We start from the raw sequence: 26,253 nt of genomic DNA, 5'->3' as shown, positions 1-26,253 counted from the left end.
TCTGTACTGTGTTATTTATAAAAGAGAGGCCTTTCCTTCATAAATTCGTTGATTGGTTACGAAATTTATTTAGGACTAAATCGCTAGAGCCCTTGTATTATAAGGGGTTCTGCCTTGTGTCATTATAATAACACAAGCACCGCCGTTTAAAATATTCATCATCGGCACAGGCATACGACTTGTGTGGCAACCGCCCAGGTACTGGTACAGCGGCAGATGAAGCGCATTTGCCGCCGCGCGCGCCACAGCAAGTGAGACACCGAGAATGGCGTTTGCCCCGAGGTTTTCTTTCGTTTCGGTTCCGTCTGCCTGGCACAGGATATGGTCGATCCGCTCCTGCTCGAGCGCATTCTCGCCGACAACGGCATCGGCCAGCACGGTATTGACCGCTTCTACGGCCTTTCTCACGCCCTGCCCCAGATAACGCACTTCCTGATCTCTTTTTTCCAGTGCCTCAAATTTTCCTGTCGATGCCCCGGACGGCACCTGGGCACGCCCCATATGGCCTTCCAGCCCGAGAATGCCCTCTCCGACAGCCACTTCCACCTCCACGGTCGGATTCCCGCGCGAATCCAGGATTTCTCTTCCTGTCACGCTTCGGATTGGTAAATATCGAAACATAGTTTTCCCTCCTGTTTTGCTGCAAAGTGAACAGTAACCAAGTTTCTTCTCTGCGTTCACAGTATGACCATGCTATGGGAAAAATATGTTGCTCTCTCTGTCGAAACCTCTTTTTTCCAGTCCTTATTCTTTTCAAACATAAAAAAACGCAATATGAAAGCCATCCGATTTTTCCATTTTCGGATGGCTTTCATAAGTTAGAACTGTGCATTGGACTGAATCCTTTCTTTTTTATTTTTGTTCTTTTGTTTCGCTTTGGGGTACTTCGTTACGTTTTCTTGGGTCCATACCTTCGCTTTCTTAGTTTATGAGGTAATTCGTTATGTTCTCGGTGGTCCGTCCTCTCTTTCTGTTTTTTTCTTCCGTTTTCTTTTGTTGACTTTACTATATCAGTTTTCTTCTTATTTGTCAATAGTTTATTTTGATTTTTTCTTTATTTTTATTTTCTATTCTGTCTCTTGTTGTGTAATTATTTTTATTTTCAGACTATTATATTCAAAAATCCCTGCATTCATCGTTCTAAAACGAATCCTGCAGGGATTTTTCACAAGGCTTCTTTATTTTTTAATCAGCAGGGATTTTCCTGTCATTTCTTTTGGCTGCTCCATTCCCATCAGCTCGATCAGGGTCGGTGCGATGTCTGCCAGGCATCCGCCCTCTCTTAACGTGTAGGATGGATCTGCATTAACCAGAATGAACGGAACCGGATTGGTGGTATGAGCGGTGTATGGCTCGCCGGTCTCGTAATCTACAAGCTGCTCTGCATTTCCGTGGTCCGCACAGATGAACATCTGTCCGTCAACCTCTTTTAATGCTTCAACTGCTTTGCCTACGCACTCATCAACAGCCTCAACTGCCTGGATTGCTGCGCTCTCAACGCCGGTATGGCCAACCATATCCGGATTTGCAAAGTTGATGATGATGACATCGTATTTCTGGGAACGGATGGCATCCGTCAGCTTGTCGCATACTTCGTAAGCACTCATCTCCGGTTTCAGGTCATAAGTAGCAACCTTCGGGGATTTCACAAGGATTCTGTCCTCACCTTTATTTGGCTCCTCAACGCCGCCGTTGAAGAAGAAGGTTACGTGTGCATATTTCTCGGTCTCGGCGATACGAGCCTGCGTCATGTTATGTGCTGCCAGATACTCACCGAAGGTGTTGGTGATCTCTTCTTTTTTGAATGCAACGGATTTGTTCGGGATAGTCTCATCGTATTCCGTGAAGCATACGTAGGTCAGATCCAGACGTTTTTCTCTCTCAAATCCGGTGAACTCATCTGCACAGAATGCTCTTGTCAGCTCTCTTGCACGGTCCGGGCGGAAGTTGAAGAAAATCACAGAATCTTTATCCTGAATCGTTGCAACCGGTTTTCCGTCTTTTTTCAGAACGGTCGGCAGAACGAACTCATCTGTTTTTCCATCGTCGTAGGAAGCCTGAACAGCCTCTGCTGCGTTGGTTCCCTCTACGCCTTCGCCTTTTGTCAGCGCTTTGTAAGCCAGCTCGACACGATCCCAGCGGTTATCACGGTCCATTGCATAGTAACGGCCGGAGATCACGCCGATTTCACCGACACCGATCTCATCCATTTTTGCCTGCAGCTGCTCAACATAGGATTTTCCGGATGCCGGAGGAGTGTCACGGCCATCCAGGAAGCAGTGTACATAAACTTTCTCGAGACCCTTACGTTTTGCCAGCTCCAGAAGTCCGAATACGTGGGTGATGTGGCTGTGAACACCGCCGTCAGAGAGAAGTCCGAACATATGCAGTGCGGAATTGTTTGCTTTTGCATTTTCAACAGCCTTTACCAGCTCTTCGTTCTCGAAGAAATCGCCGTCCTGGATTGCTTTGGTGATTCTGGTCAGCTCCTGGTATACAACGCGGCCTGCGCCCATGTTCAGGTGGCCTACCTCAGAGTTACCCATCTGTCCGTCCGGAAGACCTACAGCAAGTCCGCTGGCCTGTCCTTTTACGTACGGGCACTGGCTCATCAGCTGGTCCATAATCGGAGTTTTTGCTTCGCAGACAGCGTTATGCTCGCATTTGTCATTCAGTCCATATCCGTCAAGAATCATTAATACGGTTGGTTTTTTACTCATGGTGAATTCCTTTCTTTTTTAAGTTTTATTTCTGTTTCAATTAATATACCCGGATTGTCGAGGAAATCTCCTGGATCATCGACATTCCGCCTAAAATCTGCATGGCATCCTCAAAATGGCGCTCTTTGACCTCGTCCGTAATGACGACGATCTCGGCATATTTTCCATTGACACGCTTCTGAAGCATCTGTGCAATCGAAACCTTGTTGTTTCCAAAGACAGAAGCTACCGATGCCAGCGTTCCATATCGATTTTCAATCTGCATGCGCACAAAATATTTCGACTTGATTTCGCCGACACGCTTGATCGGGCATTCCCGGTAGCATGTACAGCCGATTCTGCCGCAGCAGTTCCATAAAATATTGCGCACGACATCGAAAACATCACCCACAACAGCACTCGCAGTCGGAAGCTCTCCGGCGCCTCGTCCGTAAAACATCGTATCCTGTACCGCATCGCCTGTCAGGAATACGGCATTGTAGGAATCATTGACGGTTGCAAGCGGATGATTGCTGTCGATCAGCATCGGATGAACACGGGCTTCGATTCCTTCCGGAGTATCTTTTGCCACACCGAGCAGCTTGATCGTGCATCCCATCTCTTTGGCGTACTGGATATCGGTCGCCGTGATTTTGGTAATGCCTTCGGTGTAAACGTCTTCAAATGTCACCCTGGAATTGAATGCTGCTGAAGCAAGGATTGCCACCTTGCGACCGGCATCAAGACCTTCCACATCTGCGGTCGGGTCTGCTTCCGCATAGCCCATGTCCTGCGCCAGACGGAGTGCATCGCCAAACTCCATGCCTTCCTGCGACATTTTTGTCAGAATAAAATTTGTGGTACCGTTGAAAATACCCATCAGCTCTGTGATATGGTTTGCAGCAAGGCATTGTTTCACCGGACGGATGATCGGAATTCCTCCCGCCACGGATGCCTCATAGAGAAAATCTTTTCCGTTTCTCTTTGCTGCCGCAAGGATTTTTTTGCCCTCGGATGCCACCAGGTCTTTGTTTGCCGTTACAACATTCTTTCCTGCATCCAGGCAGGCAAGAATGTAGTTCATAGCCGGCTGTTTTCCACCCATAACCTCAACAACAATCTCGATCTCCGGGTCATTGGCAATGTCCTCAAAGTTCGTGGTAATGATCGACGGATCATCAACCTTTGCAGCTGCTTTTTCCACATTGCGCACGAGAATTTTTTTCAGCTCTACACGTGCTCCCAGCTTCGGAAGCATTTCCTCCTGCTGGCTTTTCAGCACTTTGTACACACCGGTACCGACAGTACCAAGACCCAGCATTCCGATTTTAATTACTCTTTCCTCTGCCATACTCGTCTCTCCCTCTTATTTCAGGGATACGATGCATTCAATTTCTACTTTTGCTGCTTTCGGAAGAGCAGCAACTGCTACACAGGAACGAGCCGGTTTGGACTCGCCAAAGAAAGCACCGTATACTTCATTTACCTTGGCAAAATCGTTCATATCGGTCAGGAAAATGGTTGTTTTCATCACTTTCGTGCGGTCAGTTCCTGCTGCTGTCATGATTGCGTCCAGATTCTTTAAAGAGAGGGTTGCCTGCTCTTCTACGGTTTCCGGGATCACGCTGCCATGCTCTACATCAAAGCCAAGCTGTCCGGAAATAAATAAAAGGCCGTTGTCTGCGACTGCCTGTACATAAGGTCCGATTGCTGCCGGTGCTTTTTCTGTATTAATGATTTCTCTTGCCATAATCTTATTCTCCTTTATGCTTTCTTTCGCGCCGTCCGATTCGCCGCGTTTTTTCCTATATCATGCGGTTTTGCCGACACATTTTGTCGTTCCCATCATATCACATGTGGGAGATGTCCGCAAGTGCGAAAAAGCCGCTCCCGGACACAAGCAGAATTCCGGCTCCAAGATATGCCTGTTCGTTCGCAGATTTTTAAATACCCGCCCTAAATTATGATACTTTTCCGTTGAGTAACTCCAATGCCCTGTCCATAGATACGCAGTCTGCATAGCGTTCCGGCCAGAGAAACTCATTATAGTAATGGTAGCTCTGCTCCCCGGTCATGTGCGCATTGTCCTGCGTGGAATTTGCATAGGCAGGAACAATCATATGCAGTCCATGTTCAAAACCGGCCTCTACGGTAGCATTGATACAGAAGTCAGTCATGATGCCGCAGACCATCACATCTTTTTCACCCTTGGCTGTCAGATACTCCAGCAGACCACTCTCTTTTCTGCATGCACTGCATGCAGTCTTGACGAATCGTTTTTCAGTGGGCGTCGGCCGAAACTCAGAATAGACCTCAAACTCATCGTCCCCGATAGAAAATCCAGTACCCGGCCCATCATCGTGCTGAACATAAAGAACTTTCATAATACGAGTGTTGATTATTTATTGGGCTTAACGGACGAAAAACGCCCCTATCCACGTAAAAAGTCCAATAATCTTTAAACCACTCGAAGCTTACTTTCACATAAAATCCGAAAAGATGATATAGCAAACATGTAAACCATATATTATGTCATCAAATACTTAACTGTATTGTACCAATTTTCTTTAAACGACTCAACTGCTTCATCAGCTTCTTCAACTGTTTAACCGTAACAATAGACGCATCCAATTATCTATAATGATAAATCATTTCCTTTCCCCACATAGTTTTGACGCCACTAGGGATAGCAAATATCAAGATCACTTGATAATACTACAGCTGTATATCCTAACTTCTGGACAATCTCTTTTTTCTATGAAAAAGAGACATTGACACATATTGATCAATATCTCTCTTTCAATGACTAAAAATATTATATTTTTTATAGCTTACCCGTTTTGACAAACTTGAATTTACTCATATCTACTTAATAATTCATTGGCATAGTGAGCTAGCCGTTCACAAGGCTCATATTTAGTTTTGTATCCTGTTCCATTTATTATTACAAAGGGATTACAAACTGTTATTTTCTCTGTAGTTCCATCTGCCATTTCAAGCGTAAAAGTAACTGTTTGACCTGCATAGTCCATATAAGAATCATCTGCATTATAGATAACAACATCTTTAAGAAGCGCAACAAATTCCTTTATTTCCACAATTTCTACTGTTTTATCGGGTGGTCCTAAAAGAACTGTGGCAGAAACAATATCCGATGTTTTCAAATCTTTATAAGGTCTTTTTCCCGTAAAGGTAACTAATGATATAGCAATTACCACCGCAATCAATAGACTAACTACCATTAGCCATTTTTTCTTTTTCATGTGTCCCTCCTTTACAAAACAACAATGTGCCCAATTTTTCTATTCAAGAATAACTTTTCCTTACCACTTTCTATTTTTATGCTTCAATCTTATTGAGCAGGCCGCCCCAACATTGCTTTCAGATTTTCGTTTGCTCCTCGTCAAAGTTTAGTGAATTCATGATGAAATTTGCAAGGATAATTTTCTCTTTCAAACTTTCCTCTTACAAAAACAAGGGTGAAAAACCTGATTTTTAATCTTATCACCCTTATTTTCATATCAAAGCATATGCGTTCCGACATCCACAAAGTCTGGATGATGCCATCCAACCTCCATTTCTTTCCAAATGCCGACCCTCGCTTCAAATTCTACTCCACACTCACCACACTTTAATTTTCTTGTTATAATAATTGCCGGCTCAGATAATAATGAGTATAACTCCGACTCAGCCTTATGCACCTCTGTATGATGATCTAATTTTTTCTGTTCCTCATCTGTAAGACGAACATTCCACCACATATGCTCTTCTTTACACTGCGGACATATTGGATTAATTTGATATAATCTGCCAGACATATTACACCTTCTCGTTTACGCCATGATTGCGTCCATAATCGTCTGAATAGTATTACAGGTATCTTCAAAGGAAATGTCCTTTGCGTACTCATACTCTCGACTGTATTTCTCCCACTGCTTACGAAGCGTATCGCTTTCGCGGATCTCTCTTATAATCGCCGCATAGTCTGTCAGGATCATGCTGCTACCGCGTTTCTGCGTCGTCCGTTCCAGCGCGCGTCGCAACGTCGTTTTGTCGCATTCCGCACCGCGCAGCGCGTACAGAATATGTACGTCGTAATAATCCCTTGGACGGGTATTCGCAATATTGCGGGCCAACACAGTTTCAAGCTTTTCTGCCGCTTTATTCTTGATAAAAGCTTTCAATTGCATCGGATTCTTTGTAATCATAGTAAAACCTCCATGTATCGTAGCACCTTGGGCTTCACGCGAAGCTGGTCTGCGTACTGCATCAGTCTGTGAATGTTCTTATCCTTGGACGCTGCATAGCGTTTCATAGCTTCTCCGACAATCTGTATATCACTGCCGCTGCCGCGCAGGATGTCACACAACGTCTTTTCCAAATTGTAAACACGAATTGGATTGCCGGAGGGGGATTTCATTTCAATTCTGCCGAGTTCATAGTTTTCCGGCACAACGCGCTTGACAATTAAATTTTCCTGTTTCAAAGACGGAGCATTGTATCCTTTTGGAAAAGTCATCGTATATTTTGCCGGGGTACGATCCGAATAGCCCAGCAGATATAAAGCAGTATCGTGCGAATAAATCCCGCGCCCATACTTGCGCTGCAAGAGGTAGAAATCATCCTCCCATACGTCACTCCACACATACAGGCCACGCCCGAAGCGGTATATCTCGCCGTTCTTAACAAACTCCTGTAAAACGCTGCGGTGTAGTCCGGCTTCCGTTACTTGCGCTGCGGTAATCGTGCCGTCCTCCGACGCTTCCCGCAGTTCTTCGATTTTCTCCTTAATATTCATGTTTTTCACCTCACTTTGACAATCACACATTAATTTGTGTAAAACTAATGTGTAGTTGTCGGATTTCAAGGAATTTCTAACGCATGATTAAATAAAAAAGCAAAGAACGATATAGCCATTTAAGCCATACCATTCCTTGTTTCCATATTTCTTAAATTAACACCGCATTACTGGCGTTTTTTCTACGGACTGTTTCTTCCAGCACACCGAAAGCTCCTGCCGCCAGAGTCATTAAGATGCCGATCGGGATCGTATTTCCTATTGCTACGCTTCCGGCTTTGGTGATGGTAGTACCTTTTTCATTGTCTTTGGCAATGCTTCCAGTTCCCACGATCAGATCAGCGCTGTAACTCTGATGAACTGATCCCAACTGAACCGGTTACGGCATAATCAGACTCCGTAGATGAAGAAATCTTACAAAGAATTCAAAAAAACTTTGGGACAAATTGTCCTAAGACGAATGTTCAAACACATTTTATCAGCGTCGTCTTGCAATCTCAACTGTGAAACGGAGGAAGCGTAAGAAACTGTGTTGCCTCTGTTTTTCCATGGGATGCACTAACGGCAAGCAAGGCAAGTTTATTGACACTTGCAATTTCCGCGCTGTGAAAATGCTTGTTGGGTGCCCCAAATCCGCTCGAGTTCTGACCACCGTGAGCAGAACTCAGCTATTGATGAAGCCCCGCAATCTCCGTGGAAATGTCTTTCTCCACAAACAGTATAGGACATTCATCAACCCCAGCACAGGCGCTAGGATGGAGAGCAAGCCGGCAGAAAGCCTCAGCAGGAACGAGAGCACGACCACAAGCAGGGTCAGCATCAACACAAAGGGAACGTCAAGAATTTTGAATATGATCCGTATAGGGCGGCCCTCTATGTCACCGAAAATGAAAAATCATTTTCCAAAAAGTGATACTTAAAAAACATCAAAACGCCACCAAACACTTTTCCTTCGGCATTTTTGCCAAATTTCATCGTGTTTGGTGGCGTTTAGCCTGTTTTATTTATTGATTTTGCACAAAAATCAATTATTTATTGTAGTTTACGATAGCTCCGAAATCTGGTTTCAGGGATGCTCCGCCTACCAGACCGCCGTCGATGTTCTCCTGTGCGAACAGTTCCGGTGCGGTTTTTGCGTTTACAGAGCCGCCGTACTGGATACGGATAGCTGCTGCTGTTGCATCATCATAGATTTCAGCGATGCACTCGCGGATGCCTTTGCAAACTTCCTCAGCCTGCTCGGTTGTAGCAGTTTTGCCGGTTCCGATTGCCCAGATTGGCTCGTAAGCGATAACGGCTGTTTTTGCCTGATCTGCTGTTACATTCAGGAATCCAACCTTTACCTGCTGACGGATGAAATCCATCGTTACACCCTGCTCTCTCTGCTCCAGAGTTTCTCCGCAGCACATGATCGGGGTAATGCCGTGCTCGAAAGCTTTCAGCATTTTTTTGTTTACGGTCTCGCTGGTCTCTGCAAAGTATTCTCTTCTCTCAGAGTGGCCAAGTACAACATATTTCACGCCAGCGTCTGTCAGCATAGCCGGGGAGATTTCGCCTGTGAAAGCACCTTTCTCCTCGAAATACATATTCTCAGCACCGATCTGGATGTTGGAGCCTTTTGCAGCCTCTACAACCGGGATGATGTCGATAGCCGGTACGCAGAAAACAACGTCAACGTCGTCATTTGCTACCAGTGGTTTTAATGTATTAACTAACTCTACTGCCTCGCTCGGAGTCATGTTCATTTTCCAGTTTCCGGCGATAATTTTCTTTCTTGCCATGATCGTTTGATCTCCTTAATTTTGAATTAAATCTTATTTATCGTTTGCTGCTGCAACGCCCGGCAGTTCTTTTCCTTCCAGGAACTCCAGGGAAGCGCCGCCGCCAGTGGAGATATGAGTCATCTTATCGCCATATCCAAGCTGGTTTACAGCTGCTGCGGAATCTCCGCCGCCGATGATGGTAACCGCATCAGTCTCAGCCAGTGCTGCTGCAACTGCTTTGGTTCCTGCTGCAAAATTCGGCATCTCGAAGCATCCCATCGGTCCGTTCCATACAACGGTTTTAGCAGTTTTAACGGCATCAGCGAACAGTTTTGCAGTTTCCGGTCCGATATCCAGACCTTCCCAGCCATCCGGAATCTGTCCGGCCGGAACAACCTGTGTATTTGCGTCGTTTGAGAATGCATCTGCAACAACATTGTCTACCGGAAGAAGCAGTTTCACGCCATTTGCTGCTGCTTTTTCTTTCATTTTGTTTGCATAATCCAGATAATCCATCTCAAGCAGAGAATCACCAACGGTGCCGCCTGCTGCTTTTGCGAAGGTATAAGCCATACCACCACCGATGATCAGGACATCAACTTTATCGATCAGGTTGTCGATAACAGAAATCTTGCTGGATACTTTGGATCCGCCAAGGATAGCAACAAACGGACGCTCCGGATTGTTGACAGCATTTCCAAGAAATGCGATCTCTTTCTCCATCAGGTAACCAACAACAGCAGTGTCAACATATTTGGTAACACCAACATTGGAGCAATGAGCACGGTGTGCGGTTCCGAATGCATCGTTTACGAATACGTCACACAGGGAAGCCAGTTCTTTGCTGAACTCCTCACCGTTTTTGGTCTCTTCTGCACGATAACGGGTGTTCTCCAGAAGGATTACATCTCCGTCTTTCATAGCCTCAACAGCTGCTTTTGCGTTCGGTCCTACAACCTCAGGATCTGCTGCAAATTTAACTTCCTGTCCGAGAAGCTCGGAAAGGCGAACTGCAACCGGTGCAAGAGAAAGCTCTGGTTTTGGTTCTCCTTTCGGTTTTCCAAGATGAGAGCAGAGAATTACTTTTCCGCCGTCAGCGATCAGTTTTTTGATCGTCGGAAGAGCAGCTACCAGACGGTTCTCATCTGTGATTTTTCCATCGATCAGCGGAACGTTGAAGTCGCATCTTACAAGGACTCTTTTTCCTTTTACGTTGATATCATCTACGGTTTTTTTGTTTAACATGGGCGTTTCCCTCCATATATCCAACTGCATCTGCCGCGCCGTTTCTTTGTTTTTGCGGCATCGCGGTCCTTATTTAAAAATGCAGTTTATAATTTTTGCACACGGAAAAGGGCTGTTTTTATGCCGTATTTTTCCGCCGCATTCGCAAAAAGGGCCCGGTCCTTAACAGACCGGACCCTTTGGGCTCTGAAATTTTGCCGTTCAGTTTGTTAAATTATGCTAACTCGCTGAAGTATTTGATGGTACGAACCATCTGGCTTGTGTAGGAGTTCTCGTTATCATACCAAGAAACAACCTGTACCTCTGTTGTTCCGTTGTCCAGCGGAAGAACCATGGTCTGAGTTGCATCGAACAGAGAACCATATCTCATACCAACGATATCGCTGGATACGATTTCATCTGTGTTGTATCCGAAGGACTCGGTTGCAGATGCTTTCATTTTTGCGTTGATCTCGTCAACAGTTACAGTTCCTTCTACAACTGCTGTAAGGATTGTGGTAGAACCGGTTGGGGTTGGAACACGCTGTGCAGAACCGATCAGTTTGCCGTTCAGTTCCGGAATAACAAGGCCGATTGCTTTTGCAGCACCGGTGCTGTTTGGAACGATGTTAACTGCAGCTGCACGGGATCTTCTCAGATCGCCTTTTCTCTGCGGTCCGTCCAGAGTCATCTGATCTCCAGTGTAAGCATGGATAGTAACCATGATACCGGATTTGATCGGAGCCAGTTCGTTCAGAGCTTTTGCCATAGGTGCAAGGCAGTTTGTGGTGCAGGATGCAGCGGAGATGATGTTGTCGTCTGCTGTCAGGGTCTCATGGTTTACATTGTAAACGATGGTCGGAAGGTCGTTACCAGCCGGAGCGGAGATAACTACTTTACGAGCGCCTGCATTGATGTGTGCCTGAGCTTTTGCTTTGGAGGTGTAGAATCCGGAGCACTCCAGAACTACGTCTACGCCAAGCTCTCCCCATGGGCAGTTGTTAGCATCCGGGAAAGCATAGATTTTGATGTTTTTGCCATCTACTGTGATGGAATCTTCATCGGATGTTACGGTATCAGCCAGAGCATATTTTCCCTGAGAAGAGTCATATTTTAACAGATGAGCTAACATCTTCGGGGATGTTAAATCGTTGATTGCTACTACTTCATAACCTTCTGCTCCAAACATCTGTCTGAATGCAAGACGTCCGATACGGCCAAAACCATTGATTGCTACTTTTACTGCCATGATTTTCAATTCCTCCTAAAAAAGTGAATTTTAATTTTGAGTCTCTGTACTTTGTTAAAGAAACATCAACCTTATCTGTATAATACCTAATTTCGTCGGAAAATTCAAGTTCTATTTTCAAGAAAATACGAAATTATTTCTAAAATTTGTGAAGAGGCCGGATGCCGATCCGTATTTCTGCAAAATTCCGAAAGATCCGTCTATTGCAGGAAAAGCCGGAATCCAGCCTTTCTGGGGCTTTTTTCCGGCTTTTCCTGCGCGTTTTCTATTGGATCGGCAGATATTCCGGCTTCTTCTCTTTAAACCGCACGTAGTACCGGAATCCGGCTTCCTGCGCGATGGCTGCCGCGTCCGCGAAATGAAACGCTATATGTTCCGGTTTGTGGGCATCGGCACCGAAGGTGATCTTTTCGCCGCCCAGTTCCCGGTATCTTCTGATAACATCCGGCGTCGGATTCGGCACGCCAAGGCCTGCCTTGTAGCCGCCGGTGTTGATTTCCAGCGCGATATCGTACTGAATCAGCTCTTTTAAAATGGTATCGATCTCGTCCGCAAATGCGCGGTAGCTGTAATCTTTTCCCTTTTCTCTGCAGTAGCGTACCACATAATCCAGATGACCAAGCGTCTGGAAATTGTGGAAGAACCGGATATTTTCTGCTGTAGCCTGAAAATACGCCCGGTACAGCTCTTCTGCTGTCCAGCCCGGGAAAGCATCCTCATAATAGGGATCTTTCCCGTCAATGACATGCATGGAACCGATCACATAGTCGAACGGCCACGCATTCACGTACTCTTCCATCCGTTCTTTTAAGTGGAACTGCAGTCCCAGTTCCACGCCAAATCGGATGTCGATTCTGTCGCGGTATTTTTTCTGCAGTTCCCGGATTTTTGCCGCATATGCCGGCGTATCGAGCTGAAACTCGCCGGTACTGTAATCCATATCGTAATGATCCGTCAGGCAGATTGCCGGAAGTCCCAGCTCGACTGCCCGTTTTACCATTTCTTCTGTTGGTGCTTCGCTGTCACTCGAAAAGAAACTGTGCATATGACAGTCCGCTATTTTCATCTTTCGGCCTCCGTAATCGTTCCGCCTCCGCCGACGCAGCCGTCCACGTAGAAGACAACAGCCTGTCCCGGTGTCGGAGCACGCACGCCGTCCGGGAAGGTACAGGTAATTTCATCTTCCCCGGTCCGTTTGATCACGCACGGGGAGCCTTTGTGGCCGTACCGGATTTTTGCGGTGCAGGAGAGCTCTTCTCCAAGTTCCAGCGGCGGAATTGCCATATAGTTTACTTTGTCTGCTTTTACTACTTTTGCGAAAACCTCTTCATTTTCGCCGACCACAACCTCGTTCGTCTCCGGACGGATTTCCAGTACGAACACGCGGTGTCCCATCGGAAGGCCGAGTCCGCGGCGCTGTCCTACGGTGTAATGGGTAATGCCCTCATGGGTGCCGAGGATTTCACCCTTTGTATTCACGAAATTGCCTTTCGGTGCCACGATTCCCGTCTCGTTCTGGATAAAGGAAGCGTAGTCCTGATCCGGCACGAAACAGATTTCCTGGGAATCCTTCTTTTTTGCCACCGGAAGACCGATTTCGGCCGCGATTTCACGGATCTGGTCTTTCGTGTAATCTCCGACCGGCATCAGCGTATGCGAAAGCTGCTCCTGGGTCAGGTTGTACAGCGCATACGTCTGGTCTTTTGCCGCTGTTACCGAATTTGCAATCGCATACCGTCCATTGGCAAGCTGTTCAATTCTTGCGTAATGACCGGTTGCAATGTAGTCCGCTCCGATCGAAAGACTCCGCTGCAGCAGTGCTTCCCATTTCACGTAGCGGTTGCAGGCGATACACGGGTTCGGTGTTCTGCCGCAGAGATATTCGTTCGTGAAATAGTCCATGACGTTCTTGCGGAACTCTTTTTTAAAGTTCATGACATAATAGGGAATGTCCAGTACCTGCGCCACGCGCCTTGCATCATCAACAGCAGAAAGGCCGCAACAGCCCCCGTTTTCCTCCTGGACTGTCTCGGCCTCATCCTGCCAGATCTGCATGGTCACCCCGATGACATCGTATCCCGCTTTTTTCAGCAGATACGCTGCCACCGAGGAATCTACGCCGCCGGACATTCCAACGACTACTTTCTTTTTTCCCATACTTAGTATTCTTCCTCTTCCTCGCCCTCGCTGATATCAGACTTCGGTTTTGCAAGACCTTCGATCTTGATGCCGTGTTTCTCTGCGTAATCCCAGAGTGCAGCGTGGATTGCTTCTTCTGCAAGCAGAGAACAGTGAACTTTGACCGGCGGAAGTCCGTCGAGTGCTTCCATAACGGCTTTGTTGGTTACTTCCAGAGCTTCCTGAATGGTTTTTCCTTTTACCAGCTCGGTTGCCATACTGCTGGTTGCAACAGCAGCGCCGCAGCCGAAGGTTTTAAATTTGCAGTCCTGAATGATGCCGTTGTCGTCGATGTCGAGATACATTCTCATGATATCGCCGCATTTTGCATTTCCAACGGTGCCTACACCGCTTGCGTTCTCAATTTCTCCTACATTTCTCGGATGCTGGAAATGATCCATTACTTTTTCACTGTACATTGTTATTCTTCCTCCTGAACTATTTCAAAGCAGTCCTCCTCCGGCACAGCTTTTACCTGAATTTTTCTGTACCGGCTTTGTGGATGGACTGTCTTATTTTCTAAAGCTTATTTACCCTGCTGTTTTTTGATGTAATCCTCATACAGCGGGGACATGCTGCGCAGACGGTCTACGATTGCTTTGATCTGCTCTACAACGAAATCAACGTCCTCTTTTGTGATCTCTTCACTTAAGGTAAGACGTAAGGATCCGTGTGCTTTTTCGTGCGGCAGTCCGATAGCCAGCAGTACATGGGACGGATCAAGAGATCCGGAAGTACATGCGGAACCGCTGGATGCGCAGATACCTTTCATATCCAGCATGATCAGAAGGGACTCGCCCTCGATGAATTCAAAACTGATGTTACAGTTATTCGGCAGACGTTTCACCGGATCTCCGTTCAGACGACAGTTCGGAATCTCGGTCAAAATACGGTTGATCAGATAATCACGTACTTCGATTTCTTTTGCAGTACGCTCTGCCATGGTTCTTGCCGCGCGCTCTGCCGCAACTCCGTATCCTACGATGCCCGGTACATTTTCTGTTCCGGCACGGCGTTTTCTTTCCTGCGCACCGCCGTGTACGAAAGAACGGATTTTCACACCCTTTCGGATGTAGAGGAAGCCGATTCCTTTTGGTCCGTTGATCTTATGACCGCTGGAGCTGAGCATATCGATATTGCATTCATCCACATTGATCGGGATCTGACCGAATGCCTGTACGGCATCTGTGTGGAATAAAATATTGTGTTCTTTTGCGATTCTTCCGATTTCTTTGATCGGCTGGATCGTTCCGATTTCGTTGTTTGCCGCCATAACGGAAATCAGAATAGTCTCCGGTGTGATGGCTGCTTCAAGTTCATCCAGATTGACAACGCCGTTCTCATCGACGCCGATGTAGGTAATTTTCGCACCGCGCTCTTTTTCCAGATACTCACAGGTGTGAAGAATCGCATGATGCTCGATTTTTGTGGTGATGATGTGGTTTCCTTTATTTTTATATGCTTCAAAGGTAGCTTTTAACGCCCAGTTATCGGACTCGCTGCCGCCGGCTGTAAAATAAATTTCCTCCGGTTTTGCGCCGAGCACGTTTGCGATCTGCTCTCTTCCTTTGGTGATGGCTTCTTTGCTTTTTCCTGCAATCGCATAAATACTGGATGGATTTCCGTAGTACTCGCTGAAATAAGGAAGCATAGCCTCGACAACTTCCGGGGCTGTTTTTGTTGTTGCCGCATTGTCCAGATAAATCATTGTTGTTCACTCCTTGTCATTTCTATCGCTGTTTCTGTTTTTCTCTAATTGCCGGCTCTGCTGAACCAGCTCTCCGAGGCTGATGGAATCCACAGCGTTCGTAATTCCCTCATTGATCCTCTGCCACACAAAACGCGTGACGCAGAAATCGGCCGCATCGCAGCCGCCCAGGCCTTCATTGACCGAGCACGTGACTGCCTCGAGTCCGCCCTCCAGCACACGGAGAACATCTCCTACCGAAATGGAATCTGCCGGTTTTGCAAGTACATAACCACCGCCTGCTCCCCGCACACTCTCAATGAATCCGGCTTTTCGAAGCGGACGCACCAGCTGCTCCAGATAGCTCTCTGAGATATTCTGGCGTTCTGAAATGCTGGCAATGGACACTGCACCCTCTTCTTCGTGACTCGCCAGATCGATCATGGCACGCAGACCATATCTTCCTTTGGTCGATAATTTCATTCCTGGTTCTCCTTTTTCCTGTGCTGTCGTTTTCCAATTCCGACAGTTTTAATCGGATTTATTTCTCACTCAGAATAGCACCGATCACGGGGTTCTGTCAAGGAGTTTTTTCGCATATTTTAGACTATCTGCGCAATGCCGTGAAAGGAGTCTATCCCATGCTGAAAATCACAAGAAAGAACACGCTTCTTCTTGGCACACTGATCCTGACCGCGTCCGGGATCATCTGCAGAATTCTTGGATTTCTCTATAGAATATTCCTGTCGCGCCGGATCGGTGCGGAGGCCTTTGGTATCTACCAGCTCGCCACACCACTCTACGCACTGATGCTCTCCCTTGGCGCAGGCGGCATGCAGACGGTGCTCTCGCGCTTTGTGGCATCGTATCTTGCCAAAAAGGATTCCAGACGTGCAAAGATCTGTCTGGCGGCCGGATGCGGCATTGTAGTGATACTTTCCTTCTCCGCCTCCGTCTTTCTCTTTTTCAGCGCGGATTTTATTGGAACACGGCTTCTTTTTGAGCCGCGGACGATTCTGCTCCTCCGGATTTTATCACTCGGCATTCTCCCCTCCGGGATCCACAACTGTCTCTCGGCATGGTATCTTGGCCAGAATCAGACGGCACTGCCTTCTTTTTGCCAGCTTTTGGAACAGTTCGTGCGCATGGGCGCTTCCTACCTTGCCTGGCTTTTCTGTCTTTCCACAAGCCTCCCCTCTGCCGCTGTCGCTGCATTCGGTACTGCCGCCGGCGAACTCTTTTCGTGTCTCTTTCTGATGGCCTGCCTGTCCGTCTCTCACTGCAGGTCTCCTCAGAAACACCGCCCGATTTCTGTTTTTTTCAAAGAAAAGACACTCTGGTACGATGCCTTCCGAGAGCTTGCCGTTTTGAATCTTCCGCTTACGCTGAACCGTATTCTTCTGAATGTCCTCCACAGTATTGAAAGTGCTCTGCTCCCCGGCTGTCTGGTCACCTCCGGTCTTTCCCGGAAAGCAGCGCTCTCGCAGTATGGCATTCTCACCGGTATGGCACTTCCGATGATCTTTTTTCCATCTGCCATCACCCACGCGGTGTCCGTCATGCTTCTGCCCGGCGTAGCAAAGCAGCAGGCCGACGGTACGCCGAAGCAGATATCAGACACGATCCGTTATACAATTTCTTTCTGTGTGCTGCTTGGCACTTCCGCTGTTTTTGCCTTTTTCTTTTTCGGTCCGTGGCTTGGACGTTTCCTTTTTCAAAACGAAGAAGTCGGCGTTTTTCTGCGTATCCTTTCATTTTTAAGTCCTTTTCTCTATCTGGAAACGACACTTGGAAGCATTTTAAACGGCCTTGGAAAAACTTCTCTCGTTTTTTTCCAGAACCTTGCCGGAGATGTAATTCGTATTCTTGCAATTCTTTTCCTCGTCCCGGTTTTCGGCATCCGTGGCTATCTCTATGGTATTCTTGCAAGTGAACTTACCATTATGACAATGGCACTTTTGTTCCTGCATCGGGAATCTGCAAACGGATTTGCTGTTCATTGATACCTTTTTTCTATCTTTTTTAAGAGAAACTGAATTTTCGCCGAAAAAATATCGACAATCTTCGCGTTATGTATTATAATTTATAGATAGTTTGCGACGGGGCACACAAGAACGCTCCTCTGTCCGCAGCTAGAAAAGAAGTGCATCTAAGATAAAGGAGAACGAAAATGAGCCTTGAATTTGTAAGAAAACTTCCCACCCCAACAGAGATCCGGGAACAATATCCCTTAAGCGCCCGCGCAACCGAAATCAAAAAACAGCGTGACGCTGAAATCGCAAAAGTCTTTACCGGGGATTCCGATAAATTTCTTGTTATCGTAGGACCTTGCTCCGCAGACAACGAAGACGCTGTTCTGGAATATAGTCACCGTCTGGCAAAAGTCGCTGACAAAGTATCCGACAAACTGATCATCATCCCGCGTGTCTATACCAACAAACCGCGTACCACAGGTGAAGGCTACAAAGGTATCGTTCATCAGCCGGATCCGGAAGGAAAGCCGGACCTGCTGCACGGCCTGATCGCCATGCGTAAAATGCATATGCGTGTAGTAGAAGAAACTGATCTGACTTCTGCAGACGAAATGCTGTATCCGTCCAACTGGAGTTATCTGTCCGACATTCTCTCCTATGTTGCGGTCGGCGCACGTTCCGTAGAAAACCAGGAGCACCGTCTGACTGTTTCCGGCATCGACATTCCGGCCGGCATGAAAAACCCGACCAGCGGTGATCTTTCTGTTATGATCAACTCCGTCATTGCCGCACAGGGCTCCCACTCCTTTATTTACCGTACCTGGGAGGTAAAGACAAGTGGAAATCCGCTGGCGCACACCATTCTCCGCGGTGCGACCAACAAGCACGGCAACTCCGTGCCGAACTACCACTACGAGGACATTCAGCTTCTGCTGGAGAAATATAATGAAACACATCTCGTAAACCCGGCTACCATCATCGATGCCAACCATTCCAACTCCGGAAAGAAATACGAGCAGCAGATCCGTATCGTCAAAGACGTTCTGCACACAAGACGATGCAGCAAGGATATCGAAAGTCTCGTAAAAGGTGTTATGATCGAGAGCTATCTGGAGCCTGGCAATCAGAAAATCGGATGCGGAACCCATGTTTACGGAAAATCCATTACCGACCCGTGTCTTGGATGGGATCAGACCGAACGACTGATTTACGATATTGCTGAGGAGTGCTAAATTTTCTCAACACCCTAAAAACATCAAAAAACCTTCGCTGCAGTTTTTCACCAGTCTGCGGCGGAGGTTTTTCTATCGTTTTACTTTTCTGTTCCACCTTTTACTTTCTCGGATGCGCTTTCTGATACACATCGCGGATCTTATTGACCCCAAGATGGAGATACATCTGCGTTGTCGAGATATCGGCATGTCCCATCATTTCCTGGACGCTCTTTAAGTCCGCACCATTCTGCAGCAGATGGGTCGCGAACGAATGGCGCAGGGTATGCGGCGTAATGTCTGCGGTGATGCCTGCGGATTTTGCGTAACATTTCAGGATTTTCCAGAAGCCCTGGCGGCTCATCGGGCCTCCGGAGCAGTTGACGAACAGGACATCGTCCTCCAGGCCGTGCATCAGGGCTGCGCGCGCACCGCCCAGGTACTGCTCCAGTGCTTTTTTTGCTGGTCCGCCGAACGGCACAATCCGCTCCTGCTCATCGCGGCAGGTAATGTAGCCCATCATCAGGTTCACATCCTGGATTTTTAAATGGATCAGCTCGCTGACGCGGATGCCGGTCGCATAAAGCATTTCCAGCATTGCCTTATCGCGGATGCCTTTTGGTGTGTCGGTTTTTGGCTGGCGGAGCAGCAGATCGACCTCTGCGATCGAGAGGATCTCCGGCATTTTCCTTTCCACTTTCGGCGGCTGCAGCGCCTTCGACGGGTCGGATTCCATTTTTCCCTCCCGGCAGGCATACTGGCAGAACATGTGGATCGCCGCAATGCTGCGTGAGATGGTCGCCGGGGAGAACTGCTCCCGCTCCAGATATAATAAATAGGAATTTAAAACCGTCGCATTGATCTGCTCCGGTTTTTCGATTCCGTGTTCTTTCAAAAAAGCTGCCAGCTTTCGAAGATCGCGCTGGTAGGAAGCTTCTGTATTTTTCGATGCTTTCTTTTCTGTCTGTAGATAGTCCATGAACGACTGTATCGTTTCCTGCATAGCTTTTTTCCTTTTGTTTCTTTTTCTCTCCCTTTTTGCTGTCCCGCAGATGGTAACAGCGCTTTTCTATTATATACACGTTTCTTTGAAAATGCAATTCCCTTTTCCTGTCCGTCTTACAGGATTTTTGAAAGGAACCACGGGTTGATGTAGCTTTCGAGCAGAATGCCCCATAGGAGCAGAATCAGTGCAAAAAAGTAACGGACACCGAAGCGGAAATACTCTTTTTTCTGCATGCCTCCGGCCAGGTGATTCGTCTCTGCCATCTGGCTGCATGCGGCCGCCATCAGAAACAGTGCGGCAAGGTAGAGAAAGATCTGCGGAAAGAGGGCGAGGAAAAAGAACAGAAGGCCAGCGATGCCGTTCTGCAGATAGGCGGCCGAGAGAAAAACGCCGCACAGAAAACCATACGCCAATACGGCAGCCGCAGAAAAATACGCACCGAGCGCGGTAAGGCCAAAGAGAAGCCCCGCCGCTGCCGGCGCCAGCCGTACCTTCAGAAGATAGGAAAAGCAGGCCTTTGCGGATGTCTTTCTTCCAAGAAACGCTTCCGCCTGGAAGAGGCGGACGGTATTCCCCTCTTTCATTCCCGTGCGGGATGCCGCAAGCAGAAGCAGGACACCAATGGCCATGCCGGCCGCAAACCAGAGGGCAAAAAAGCGGATATATGCGTTCTCGTCCCGTTCTCCCATTCGTTTCTTCCGCCCCCTCTTTTTCTGCCTTACTGTCAGTGTATGCGAGGTCCCCGGGTGATATGTGTGAAGGCCTCCACGTAAAAAGAAGTGCCGGATCCGCGGACCCCCATCCGCGAATGACACTTCTTTTTGTTTTTCAGGGTCCCCCCAATGTCTCACGCACCGGAAATTCTGTCAATTTCAAACCCTGATATTTGTATTTCCCCATAAGATGTTTGTATCACATCATGCTTTTTTGCTTATTTTTTATTTTACAGTAAGGTAGGTATCCAGATCATCAAACTGGTCAAGGTAGCTCACAGCACCCTCGTACATGTTGGACTGCAGGATAATGTTTACTGTGTTGTAGATGCAGCGTTTCAGCTCTGCCATGGTCAGTGTTCCGTCGGCAAGCTCTTTCTTGATATTCTCATGATCCTCCGGCAGACCTGGCATTACCATGTCGTTTCCGGCTCTCATGCAGCCTGCTGCGGTGCACTCGCCCTGAATCTGTACATTTGTGGTGGTCCAGTCGGTCATGATCGCACCTGCGAATCCCCACTCGTCTCTTGCTGCTTTGGTGCAGGTATCGTAGCAGTTTGCAGCGTGTACGCCGTTGATCAGGTTGTAGGATGTCATGATGGACATCGGCTGTGCATCTTTGACTGCGATCTCGAAGCCTTTCAGATAGATCTCACGCAGCGCACGCTCGGACAGGATGGAATCGGAACCCATACGGTTGTCCTCCTGGTTGTTGCATGCGAAGTGTTTGATCGTGGTTCCGCAGCCCGGTACTTTCTGTACACCAAGTGTCATTGCGCCTGCCATCATGCCGGCCAGCAGCGGATCCTCGGAATAATACTCGAAGTTTCTTCCGCAGAGCGGATTTCTGTGGATGTTCATGCCAGGTGCCAGCCACAGTGTTACATTGAACAGCTCCATCTCATGGCCGATCATCTCGCCGACTCTCTTGATCAGTTCTACATCCCAGCTCTGTGCCAGAAGTGTTCCGACCGGGATTGCGGTACAGAACTGATAATAGGTTGTTCCGCGTTTTTCCTGCGACTCACTGAAGAAACCGCCTTCCAGGGCAGCCAGGAAATCACTTGCTACGATTTCACCGTTATCTACCTGATACTCTTTTTTCAGACGAAGACCTGCAGGTCCGTCGACCAGAGCAATGGTGGTTACATTCCACGGCTCTTCGGATGCACACGGAGAAGTCTCTGCTGCTGCGCCTGGAACGGAGATTCCTGCTGATCCGAGGGCATTTCCCTGTGCTCTTCCCGGATCGCCGGTTGCAAGGAGTGCAAGCTGATCTACGGAGAGAGAATCTACGATCTTTCCTGCTTTTCCCGGAAGCTCTTCCGGTACCGGCTGGTAATCTACTTTCTCGGTCGGGATCTCAGATGCTTTGAGCTCGATCACGCTCATTCTCTTTTCTCTTACTTCGTTCTGCCATGCAGCTTCTCTTGCCTGTACTTTTTCTGCATCAGGGGAAATCTCGTTTAATTCCTCTTTCAGCGGGCAGATATTCTCGCATGCTGTCATAACTGCCTTCTCATCCAGTTCCAGAGCGCCGGAGAGAACGGAAGTATTCAGATCGTTTCCAACCCAGATACCGTACATGCCCGGCTCCAGAATCCAGGATGCGCTTTCCTCCTCATAGGAAGTCAGCTGATACAGCGGGAAGGTGATGGTCATCGTCTGGGATTCCTTCGGAGCCAGCAGTTTTGTTTTTCCAAAGCCTGCCAGACGGCGGAACTCTTTCACCAGTCTGCCCTGTGGGCAGGAAGCGTAGATCTGTACAACTTCTTTTCCTGCATAAGTATCGCCGGTGTTGGTGACGGTAACAGTCACGCTTACTTTCGGATTCATCATGCCGCGGCCGCTTACTTTGATGTCATCGGTTCTGATCTCGAAATCGGTGTAGGACATACCATAACCGAAGGAGTAACGGACTGGTACTTCAAAGGTATCGAAGTAACGGTATCCAACGAAGATACCCTCTTCGTATTTTTCTTTCATGAGGTCGCCGCTCTTGTAGCTGTAAACCTCTGCACCCGGATAATCATAGTAATCTTTTGCCCAGGTATCTGCCATTTTTCCGGATGGGGTTACATCGCCGCTTACAACATCAGCAAATGCATTTCCGCCTTCCTGGCCTGCCTGTACGTACTGTAAAATAGAGCGGATATTGTCAAATTCTTCTACGAATGCCAGATCCATCAGGCCGCCGGTGTTGATAACAAGAACAACGTTTTTATAGCATCTGGAAACCTGTGCCAGAATAGCTTTCTCTTCTTTGGAGATGAAGTAGTCACCCTCCGTATCAAAACGGTCTTTGTTCTCTCCTGCGATACGTGCCAGAACGAAGAATGCGGTGTCTGCACCGTCGGCTGCTGCTTTCTCTTCATCGATCGGGTTTCCGGATGGCATAAAGAACGGGGTTGCAGAGTAAGCATCAAAGAATTTTGTGTCGTCTCCGTTCAATTTTGTGAAAATCTCATTTTTCCAGTCCAGTCTTGCCTGTACGTAGAGTTTATCGTAATCCTCCAGCCATTCACTGCTTGTTACGTCGTAGCCTGCATTTTTCATGCCCTGGAAAATATTGACGCTGTCACGCTCATTGACATCGCCGGACCCGGTGCCTCCTTTGATGGTGCGGATCGCACCTGCTCCGTAAAGACCTACCTTGCTGCCCTTTGCCAGCGGCAGGAAATGATCTTTGTTTTCCAGAAGAACGAATCCCTCTGCTGCTGCCTCGCGGGCAAGTTTGCGGTGATCTGTTTCACGCTGGGTTACTTCCGGAGATGTAGTTCCGTTAAAGGTTCTTACCTTTGCTTTCATGTCTTTGTTCCTCCCAAACTCTGTTTCGTGCTAATGTCTCCATTATCTTCCCTTTTTCGTGTAATTTCTAGTTCCTTTCTTGTCCTTTCTCTGGTTGATATTGATATTTCGCCCAATTTCTGGTACAATATTCTTATCTTTTTTGATTATAATTGACGTATATTTCTATCACATCTTGGAGGTACTTATGGAATCCTGCTTTTACGAAACAATACACGAAACCGATCTGCTGCACGTCCGTTTTGAGCTGCAGGATGCGCCCGCTTTTGTTTTTCCGGCGCACTGGCACGAATATGTGGAAATTCTCTATCTGATCAGGGGACAGTTTTCTGCGATTGTCCAGGCAACGGAGTATCAGTTAAACGAGGGCGATCTGATTATCATCAACTCCGGCGACCTCCATATGACGCGCTCCAACACCTGTACATATCTTCTGCTGCAGATTTCCGCAAGCCAGATGCGCCAGTATCTGCCGGACTTTGATACGATGCGTTTCGACACGATCATTCCCTGCTCGGAACAGTCGGCTCCGCTCCGCGCACTGCTCTCGGAGATGAACGAGATCCGGCAGAATCCTTCCGATTCATACCAGCTTCTCTTTACCTCACGACTGTACGAATTTCTGTACCATCTCTGCCGGTCGTATTCCCACCAGATCCCTTCGGCATCCCTCACGGGTTCACAGCGCGATCTGCAGCGCGTGACACACGTTATGAACTGGGTGAAAGTGCATTACCCGGAACCGTTAAGCCTCGAAACAGCCGCGGATTCCCTGGCGCTCTCGAAGGAGTATTTCTGCCGTCTCTTTAAAAAGTATACCGGGCAGACTTTTCTCGAATATCTGAACGATGTGCGTACCATGCATCTGTACGAAGATTTACAAAATTCGGACGAAACGATCACGGTGCTGATGGAGAAAAACGGACTGTCCAATTACAAAATCTTCATGCGGACTTTCAAAAAGCTATACGGCTCCACGCCGCAGAAAATGCGCTCGAACCGCATACGCCACGTATAGAGATCCTCCTTTATTACCGGATCTTTTTCAAAACTGATACATACTGAAAAGGCTGTGGAACACGATTTCTCATGTCCACAGCCTCTTTTTGATTTCGTTATTAAATTGTTTCGTAGAAAGTCTTTTATTTCGCGTAATCCGTTACACGGCTCTCGCGGATAACATTGACCTTGATCTGTCCCGGGTATTCCAGTTCAGCTTCGATCTGTTTCGAGATATCCCTTGCGAGCAGTACCATTTCAGAATCGGATACCTGCTCAGGAACAACCATGATGCGGACTTCTCTACCAGCCTGAATAGCAAAAGATTTTTCGACACCCTTGAACGAATTCGTGATGTCTTCCAACTGTTTTAATCTGTTGGTATATGTTTCGAGTGTTTCTCTTCTTGCACCCGGTCTTGCTGCGGAAATTGCATCCGCCGCCTGAACGATACATGCAATCAGAGACTGGGGCTCTACATCCCCGTGATGTGATTCTACTGTGTTGATCACAATCTGAGATTCTTTGTACTTTTTGCAGAGATCTGCACCGATCTGAATGTGAGATCCTTCTACCTCATGGTCGATGGATTTGCCGATATCATGAAGCAGTCCGGCACGTTTTGCCATGCGGACATCGCATCCTACCTCTCCTGCGAGGAGACCGGAAAGCTGTGCTACTTCGATGGAATGCTTTAATGCATTCTGTCCGTAGCTGGAACGGAATTTCATTCTTCCAAGGAGACGGATCAGCTCCGGATGAAGTCCGTGTACACCGACTTCCAGTGCGGCTGCCTCGCCTTCCTCGCGGATATTCTGTTCTACTTCTTTGCGGGCCTTTTCTACCATCTCTTCGATGCGGGCCGGATGGATTCTTCCGTCTACGATCAGTTTTTCCAGAGCAATTCTTGCCACCTCACGGCGGATCGGATCGAATGAGGAAAGAACGACTGCTTCCGGTGTATCGTCGATGATCAGGTCAACGCCTGTCATGGTTTCGAGTGTACGGATGTTTCGTCCTTCACGGCCGATGATGCGGCCTTTCATCTCATCACTCGGAAGCTGTACCACGGAGATGGTACTCTCGGATACGTGATCGACAGCACATTTCTGAATAGCTGTTACCACATACTCTTTTGCCTTACGGCCTGCTTCCTCTTTTGCTCTGCTCTCCAGCTCTTTGTAGAGCTTTGCTGTGTCGATTTTTACTTCGTCTTCCACAGATTTTAACAGATACTCTTTTGCTTCCTCGGAGGTAAAACCGGAAATTCTTTCCAGTTCCTGTACTCCTTTTTCGTGTAGACCGTCTACTTCCTTTTCTTTCTTTCTGACGCTTGCCTCTTTTGCTGCAATTTCGTTTTCACGACGCTCCAATACGTCCGCTTTTTTGTCCACAGATTCTTCTTTGGATAAAACGCGCTTCTCATATTTCTGCAGTTCCGCTCTGCGCTCTCGGGTCTCTTTTTCTACTTCATTCTTCGTACGAAGAGACTCCTCCTTCGCCTCCAGCAGGGCTTCCCGTTTCTTAGTTTCGGCAGTTTTCAGTGCTTCATCTATGATGTTTCTCGCCTTTTCTTCCGCTGTGCCAATTTTCTCAGCATCCTGCTTGATTTTATTGTCCACAGCAATTTTCCTGGTAACAGGAACCGCAATAAGCAGCGTGACTACTACAGCAATGAATACCAGCAGAATTGTAATACCTGTACCCATTACCGGAGCACCTCCTTATTTAGTTTTCATTGCACATTTACAACACTACAATTTTATACTGTTTTCACAAATTTGTCAATGTTTTAAAAATATTCACAGGGATTTCGCTTTTAGTAACGCATATTTATAAGTAGCCCCTTTTCTGTATTCACTTTTCCTTTTTTCTCACAGACAGAACCATTATGCACAAAATTTCCCCTTTTCTGTTTGGAACCGTTTTACCTATTTCTTTTTCC

At 47.4% G+C, this 26,253-nt stretch carries 24 protein-coding genes and 1 pseudogene; 3 read left to right on the top strand and 22 right to left on the bottom strand.

The genetic code is table 11. From position 1 onward, the window contains the following. Nucleotides 1–138: 138 nt before the first annotated feature. From ACY2VT_RS12095 to ACY2VT_RS12010, 18 genes and pseudogenes are all read right to left on the bottom strand, one after another. Nucleotides 139–621: pseudogene (locus ACY2VT_RS12095) on the bottom strand (phosphopyruvate hydratase family protein); the annotation flags it as partial. A gap of 557 nt (nt 622–1,178) precedes the next feature. After that, a complete protein-coding gene (gene gpmI, locus ACY2VT_RS12090) occupies nt 1,179–2,720 on the bottom strand; it encodes a 2,3-bisphosphoglycerate-independent phosphoglycerate mutase (protein WP_461874025.1) in 1,542 nt (513 codons plus the stop codon). 40 nt (nt 2,721–2,760) lie between these two features. Continuing rightward, on the bottom strand, nt 2,761–4,050 hold the full coding sequence (locus ACY2VT_RS12085; RefSeq protein WP_461880066.1) for a homoserine dehydrogenase: 1,290 nt from the start codon (nt 4,048–4,050) through the stop codon (nt 2,761–2,763). Nucleotides 4,051–4,065: 15 nt separating this feature from the next. Continuing rightward, complete coding sequence (locus ACY2VT_RS12080; RefSeq protein ID WP_055218381.1) at nt 4,066–4,449, bottom strand: RidA family protein; 384 nt, start codon at nt 4,447–4,449, stop codon at nt 4,066–4,068. Nucleotides 4,450–4,660: 211 nt separating this feature from the next. Next, on the bottom strand, nt 4,661–5,083 hold the full coding sequence (locus ACY2VT_RS12075) for an isochorismatase family protein (RefSeq protein ID WP_461880065.1): 423 nt from the start codon (nt 5,081–5,083) through the stop codon (nt 4,661–4,663). A 471-nt stretch (nt 5,084–5,554) separates the two neighbouring features. Continuing rightward, entirely contained in the window at nt 5,555–5,962 is a 408-nt protein-coding gene (locus ACY2VT_RS12070) for a hypothetical protein (protein ID WP_461880064.1), read from the bottom strand. Between the two features lie 258 nt (nt 5,963–6,220). Then, nucleotides 6,221–6,517, bottom strand: a complete 297-nt coding sequence (locus ACY2VT_RS12065; RefSeq protein WP_461880063.1) for a hypothetical protein — start codon at nt 6,515–6,517, stop codon at nt 6,221–6,223. Nucleotides 6,518–6,532: 15 nt separating this feature from the next. Continuing rightward, the gene (locus tag ACY2VT_RS12060; protein WP_461880062.1) at nt 6,533–6,907 is read right to left on the bottom strand and encodes a nucleotidyl transferase AbiEii/AbiGii toxin family protein; all 375 of its coding nucleotides are present in this window, start codon (nt 6,905–6,907) and stop codon (nt 6,533–6,535) included. Further along, a complete protein-coding gene (locus ACY2VT_RS12055; protein WP_461880061.1) occupies nt 6,904–7,497 on the bottom strand; it encodes a type IV toxin-antitoxin system AbiEi family antitoxin domain-containing protein in 594 nt (197 codons plus the stop codon). Before ACY2VT_RS12055 ends, ACY2VT_RS12060 begins: the two co-directional genes overlap by 4 nt. Nucleotides 7,498–7,648: 151 nt before the next feature. Then, on the bottom strand, nt 7,649–7,867 hold the full coding sequence (locus ACY2VT_RS12050) for a hypothetical protein (protein WP_461880060.1): 219 nt from the start codon (nt 7,865–7,867) through the stop codon (nt 7,649–7,651). A 658-nt stretch (nt 7,868–8,525) separates the two neighbouring features. Continuing rightward, a complete protein-coding gene (tpiA, locus tag ACY2VT_RS12045) occupies nt 8,526–9,278 on the bottom strand; it encodes a triose-phosphate isomerase (RefSeq protein ID WP_022463322.1) in 753 nt (250 codons plus the stop codon). 33 nt (nt 9,279–9,311) lie between these two features. After that, nucleotides 9,312–10,505, bottom strand: a complete 1,194-nt coding sequence (locus ACY2VT_RS12040) for a phosphoglycerate kinase (protein WP_461880059.1) — start codon at nt 10,503–10,505, stop codon at nt 9,312–9,314. Nucleotides 10,506–10,719: 214 nt separating this feature from the next. Further along, nucleotides 10,720–11,733 carry a type I glyceraldehyde-3-phosphate dehydrogenase gene (gene gap / locus ACY2VT_RS12035; protein WP_022463324.1) on the bottom strand — a complete coding sequence of 338 codons (1,014 nt, stop codon included), beginning with the start codon at nt 11,731–11,733 and terminating at the stop codon, nt 10,720–10,722. 265 nt (nt 11,734–11,998) lie between these two features. Then, nucleotides 11,999–12,799: a histidinol-phosphatase HisJ family protein gene (locus tag ACY2VT_RS12030; RefSeq protein ID WP_461880058.1), complete on the bottom strand. Its 801-nt coding sequence runs from the start codon at nt 12,797–12,799 to the stop codon at nt 11,999–12,001. Next, complete coding sequence (gene mnmA, locus ACY2VT_RS12025) at nt 12,796–13,890, bottom strand: tRNA 2-thiouridine(34) synthase MnmA (protein ID WP_461880057.1); 1,095 nt, start codon at nt 13,888–13,890, stop codon at nt 12,796–12,798. Before mnmA ends, ACY2VT_RS12030 begins: the two co-directional genes overlap by 4 nt. A 2-nt stretch (nt 13,891–13,892) precedes the next feature. After that, nucleotides 13,893–14,330 (bottom strand): Fe-S cluster assembly scaffold protein NifU, encoded by a 438-nt coding sequence (gene nifU, locus ACY2VT_RS12020; protein WP_118699896.1) that lies wholly within the window; start codon nt 14,328–14,330, stop codon nt 13,893–13,895. A 107-nt stretch (nt 14,331–14,437) separates the two neighbouring features. After that, nucleotides 14,438–15,619, bottom strand: coding sequence for a cysteine desulfurase NifS (nifS, locus tag ACY2VT_RS12015; RefSeq protein ID WP_022463328.1), 1,182 nt, complete (start codon nt 15,617–15,619; stop codon nt 14,438–14,440). A gap of 6 nt (nt 15,620–15,625) precedes the next feature. Further along, nucleotides 15,626–16,081: an RrF2 family transcriptional regulator gene (locus ACY2VT_RS12010; protein WP_022463329.1), complete on the bottom strand. Its 456-nt coding sequence runs from the start codon at nt 16,079–16,081 to the stop codon at nt 15,626–15,628. Nucleotides 16,082–16,239: 158 nt separating this feature from the next. Between ACY2VT_RS12010 and ACY2VT_RS12005 the strand changes: the two genes are divergently transcribed. Continuing rightward, on the top strand, nt 16,240–17,601 hold the full coding sequence (locus tag ACY2VT_RS12005) for an oligosaccharide flippase family protein (RefSeq protein ID WP_461880056.1): 1,362 nt from the start codon (nt 16,240–16,242) through the stop codon (nt 17,599–17,601). A 167-nt stretch (nt 17,602–17,768) separates the two neighbouring features. After that, nucleotides 17,769–18,803, top strand: a complete 1,035-nt coding sequence (locus tag ACY2VT_RS12000) for a 3-deoxy-7-phosphoheptulonate synthase (protein WP_461880055.1) — start codon at nt 17,769–17,771, stop codon at nt 18,801–18,803. 100 nt (nt 18,804–18,903) lie between these two features. On the opposite strand, the gene xerD is transcribed toward ACY2VT_RS12000, so the two are convergent. The 3 genes from xerD to ACY2VT_RS11985 all read right to left on the bottom strand — a co-directional run bounded on the left by xerD (nt 18,904) and on the right by ACY2VT_RS11985 (nt 23,309). Continuing rightward, complete coding sequence (gene xerD, locus ACY2VT_RS11995) at nt 18,904–19,785, bottom strand: site-specific tyrosine recombinase XerD (protein ID WP_461880054.1); 882 nt, start codon at nt 19,783–19,785, stop codon at nt 18,904–18,906. Between the two features lie 116 nt (nt 19,786–19,901). Next, complete coding sequence (locus tag ACY2VT_RS11990) at nt 19,902–20,477, bottom strand: stage II sporulation protein M (protein WP_461880053.1); 576 nt, start codon at nt 20,475–20,477, stop codon at nt 19,902–19,904. 249 nt (nt 20,478–20,726) lie between these two features. After that, nucleotides 20,727–23,309, bottom strand: a complete 2,583-nt coding sequence (locus ACY2VT_RS11985) for a glycoside hydrolase family 3 protein (RefSeq protein WP_461880052.1) — start codon at nt 23,307–23,309, stop codon at nt 20,727–20,729. A 187-nt stretch (nt 23,310–23,496) separates the two neighbouring features. Here ACY2VT_RS11985 and ACY2VT_RS11980 point away from each other — a divergent pair, with 187 nt between their 5' ends. After that, nucleotides 23,497–24,327 (top strand): AraC family transcriptional regulator, encoded by an 831-nt coding sequence (locus ACY2VT_RS11980; RefSeq protein ID WP_461877992.1) that lies wholly within the window; start codon nt 23,497–23,499, stop codon nt 24,325–24,327. A gap of 124 nt (nt 24,328–24,451) precedes the next feature. Here ACY2VT_RS11980 and rny read toward each other — a convergent pair whose 3' ends face one another. Then, a complete protein-coding gene (gene rny / locus ACY2VT_RS11975; RefSeq protein WP_022463336.1) occupies nt 24,452–26,017 on the bottom strand; it encodes a ribonuclease Y in 1,566 nt (521 codons plus the stop codon). Nucleotides 26,018–26,253: the final 236 nt, after the last annotated feature.

It is taken from the genome of Fusicatenibacter sp. (assembly GCF_050872605.1).
Classification (GTDB): Bacteria; Bacillota; Clostridia; order Lachnospirales; family Lachnospiraceae; genus Fusicatenibacter.
Note: the sequence above shows the minus strand (reverse complement) of the source record. Positions and strands in the feature narration are given on the sequence as shown.

Coding starts and splice junctions, on each gene's coding strand:
- ACY2VT_RS12055 (WP_461880061.1), bottom strand. CDS start 7,497: ATGAATATTAAGGAGAAAATCGAAGAACTGCGGGAAGCGTCGGAGGAC.
- nifS (WP_022463328.1), bottom strand. CDS start 15,619: ATGATTTATCTGGACAATGCGGCAACAACAAAAACAGCCCCGGAAGTT.
- ACY2VT_RS12040 (WP_461880059.1), bottom strand. CDS start 10,505: ATGTTAAACAAAAAAACCGTAGATGATATCAACGTAAAAGGAAAAAGA.
- ACY2VT_RS12080 (WP_055218381.1), bottom strand. CDS start 4,449: ATGGCAAGAGAAATCATTAATACAGAAAAAGCACCGGCAGCAATCGGA.
- ACY2VT_RS11990 (WP_461880053.1), bottom strand. CDS start 20,477: ATGGGAGAACGGGACGAGAACGCATATATCCGCTTTTTTGCCCTCTGG.
- xerD (WP_461880054.1), bottom strand. CDS start 19,785: ATGCAGGAAACGATACAGTCGTTCATGGACTATCTACAGACAGAAAAG.
- ACY2VT_RS11980 (WP_461877992.1), top strand. CDS start 23,497: ATGGAATCCTGCTTTTACGAAACAATACACGAAACCGATCTGCTGCAC.
- ACY2VT_RS12005 (WP_461880056.1), top strand. CDS start 16,240: ATGCTGAAAATCACAAGAAAGAACACGCTTCTTCTTGGCACACTGATC.
- ACY2VT_RS11985 (WP_461880052.1), bottom strand. CDS start 23,309: ATGAAAGCAAAGGTAAGAACCTTTAACGGAACTACATCTCCGGAAGTA.
- rny (WP_022463336.1), bottom strand. CDS start 26,017: ATGGGTACAGGTATTACAATTCTGCTGGTATTCATTGCTGTAGTAGTC.
- ACY2VT_RS12060 (WP_461880062.1), bottom strand. CDS start 6,907: ATGATTACAAAGAATCCGATGCAATTGAAAGCTTTTATCAAGAATAAA.
- nifU (WP_118699896.1), bottom strand. CDS start 14,330: ATGTACAGTGAAAAAGTAATGGATCATTTCCAGCATCCGAGAAATGTA.
- mnmA (WP_461880057.1), bottom strand. CDS start 13,890: ATGGGAAAAAAGAAAGTAGTCGTTGGAATGTCCGGCGGCGTAGATTCC.
- ACY2VT_RS12075 (WP_461880065.1), bottom strand. CDS start 5,083: ATGAAAGTTCTTTATGTTCAGCACGATGATGGGCCGGGTACTGGATTT.
- ACY2VT_RS12000 (WP_461880055.1), top strand. CDS start 17,769: ATGAGCCTTGAATTTGTAAGAAAACTTCCCACCCCAACAGAGATCCGG.
- ACY2VT_RS12030 (WP_461880058.1), bottom strand. CDS start 12,799: ATGAAAATAGCGGACTGTCATATGCACAGTTTCTTTTCGAGTGACAGC.
- ACY2VT_RS12070 (WP_461880064.1), bottom strand. CDS start 5,962: ATGAAAAAGAAAAAATGGCTAATGGTAGTTAGTCTATTGATTGCGGTG.
- ACY2VT_RS12085 (WP_461880066.1), bottom strand. CDS start 4,050: ATGGCAGAGGAAAGAGTAATTAAAATCGGAATGCTGGGTCTTGGTACT.
- tpiA (WP_022463322.1), bottom strand. CDS start 9,278: ATGGCAAGAAAGAAAATTATCGCCGGAAACTGGAAAATGAACATGACT.
- ACY2VT_RS12010 (WP_022463329.1), bottom strand. CDS start 16,081: ATGAAATTATCGACCAAAGGAAGATATGGTCTGCGTGCCATGATCGAT.
- ACY2VT_RS12065 (WP_461880063.1), bottom strand. CDS start 6,517: ATGTCTGGCAGATTATATCAAATTAATCCAATATGTCCGCAGTGTAAA.
- gap (WP_022463324.1), bottom strand. CDS start 11,733: ATGGCAGTAAAAGTAGCAATCAATGGTTTTGGCCGTATCGGACGTCTT.
- gpmI (WP_461874025.1), bottom strand. CDS start 2,720: ATGAGTAAAAAACCAACCGTATTAATGATTCTTGACGGATATGGACTG.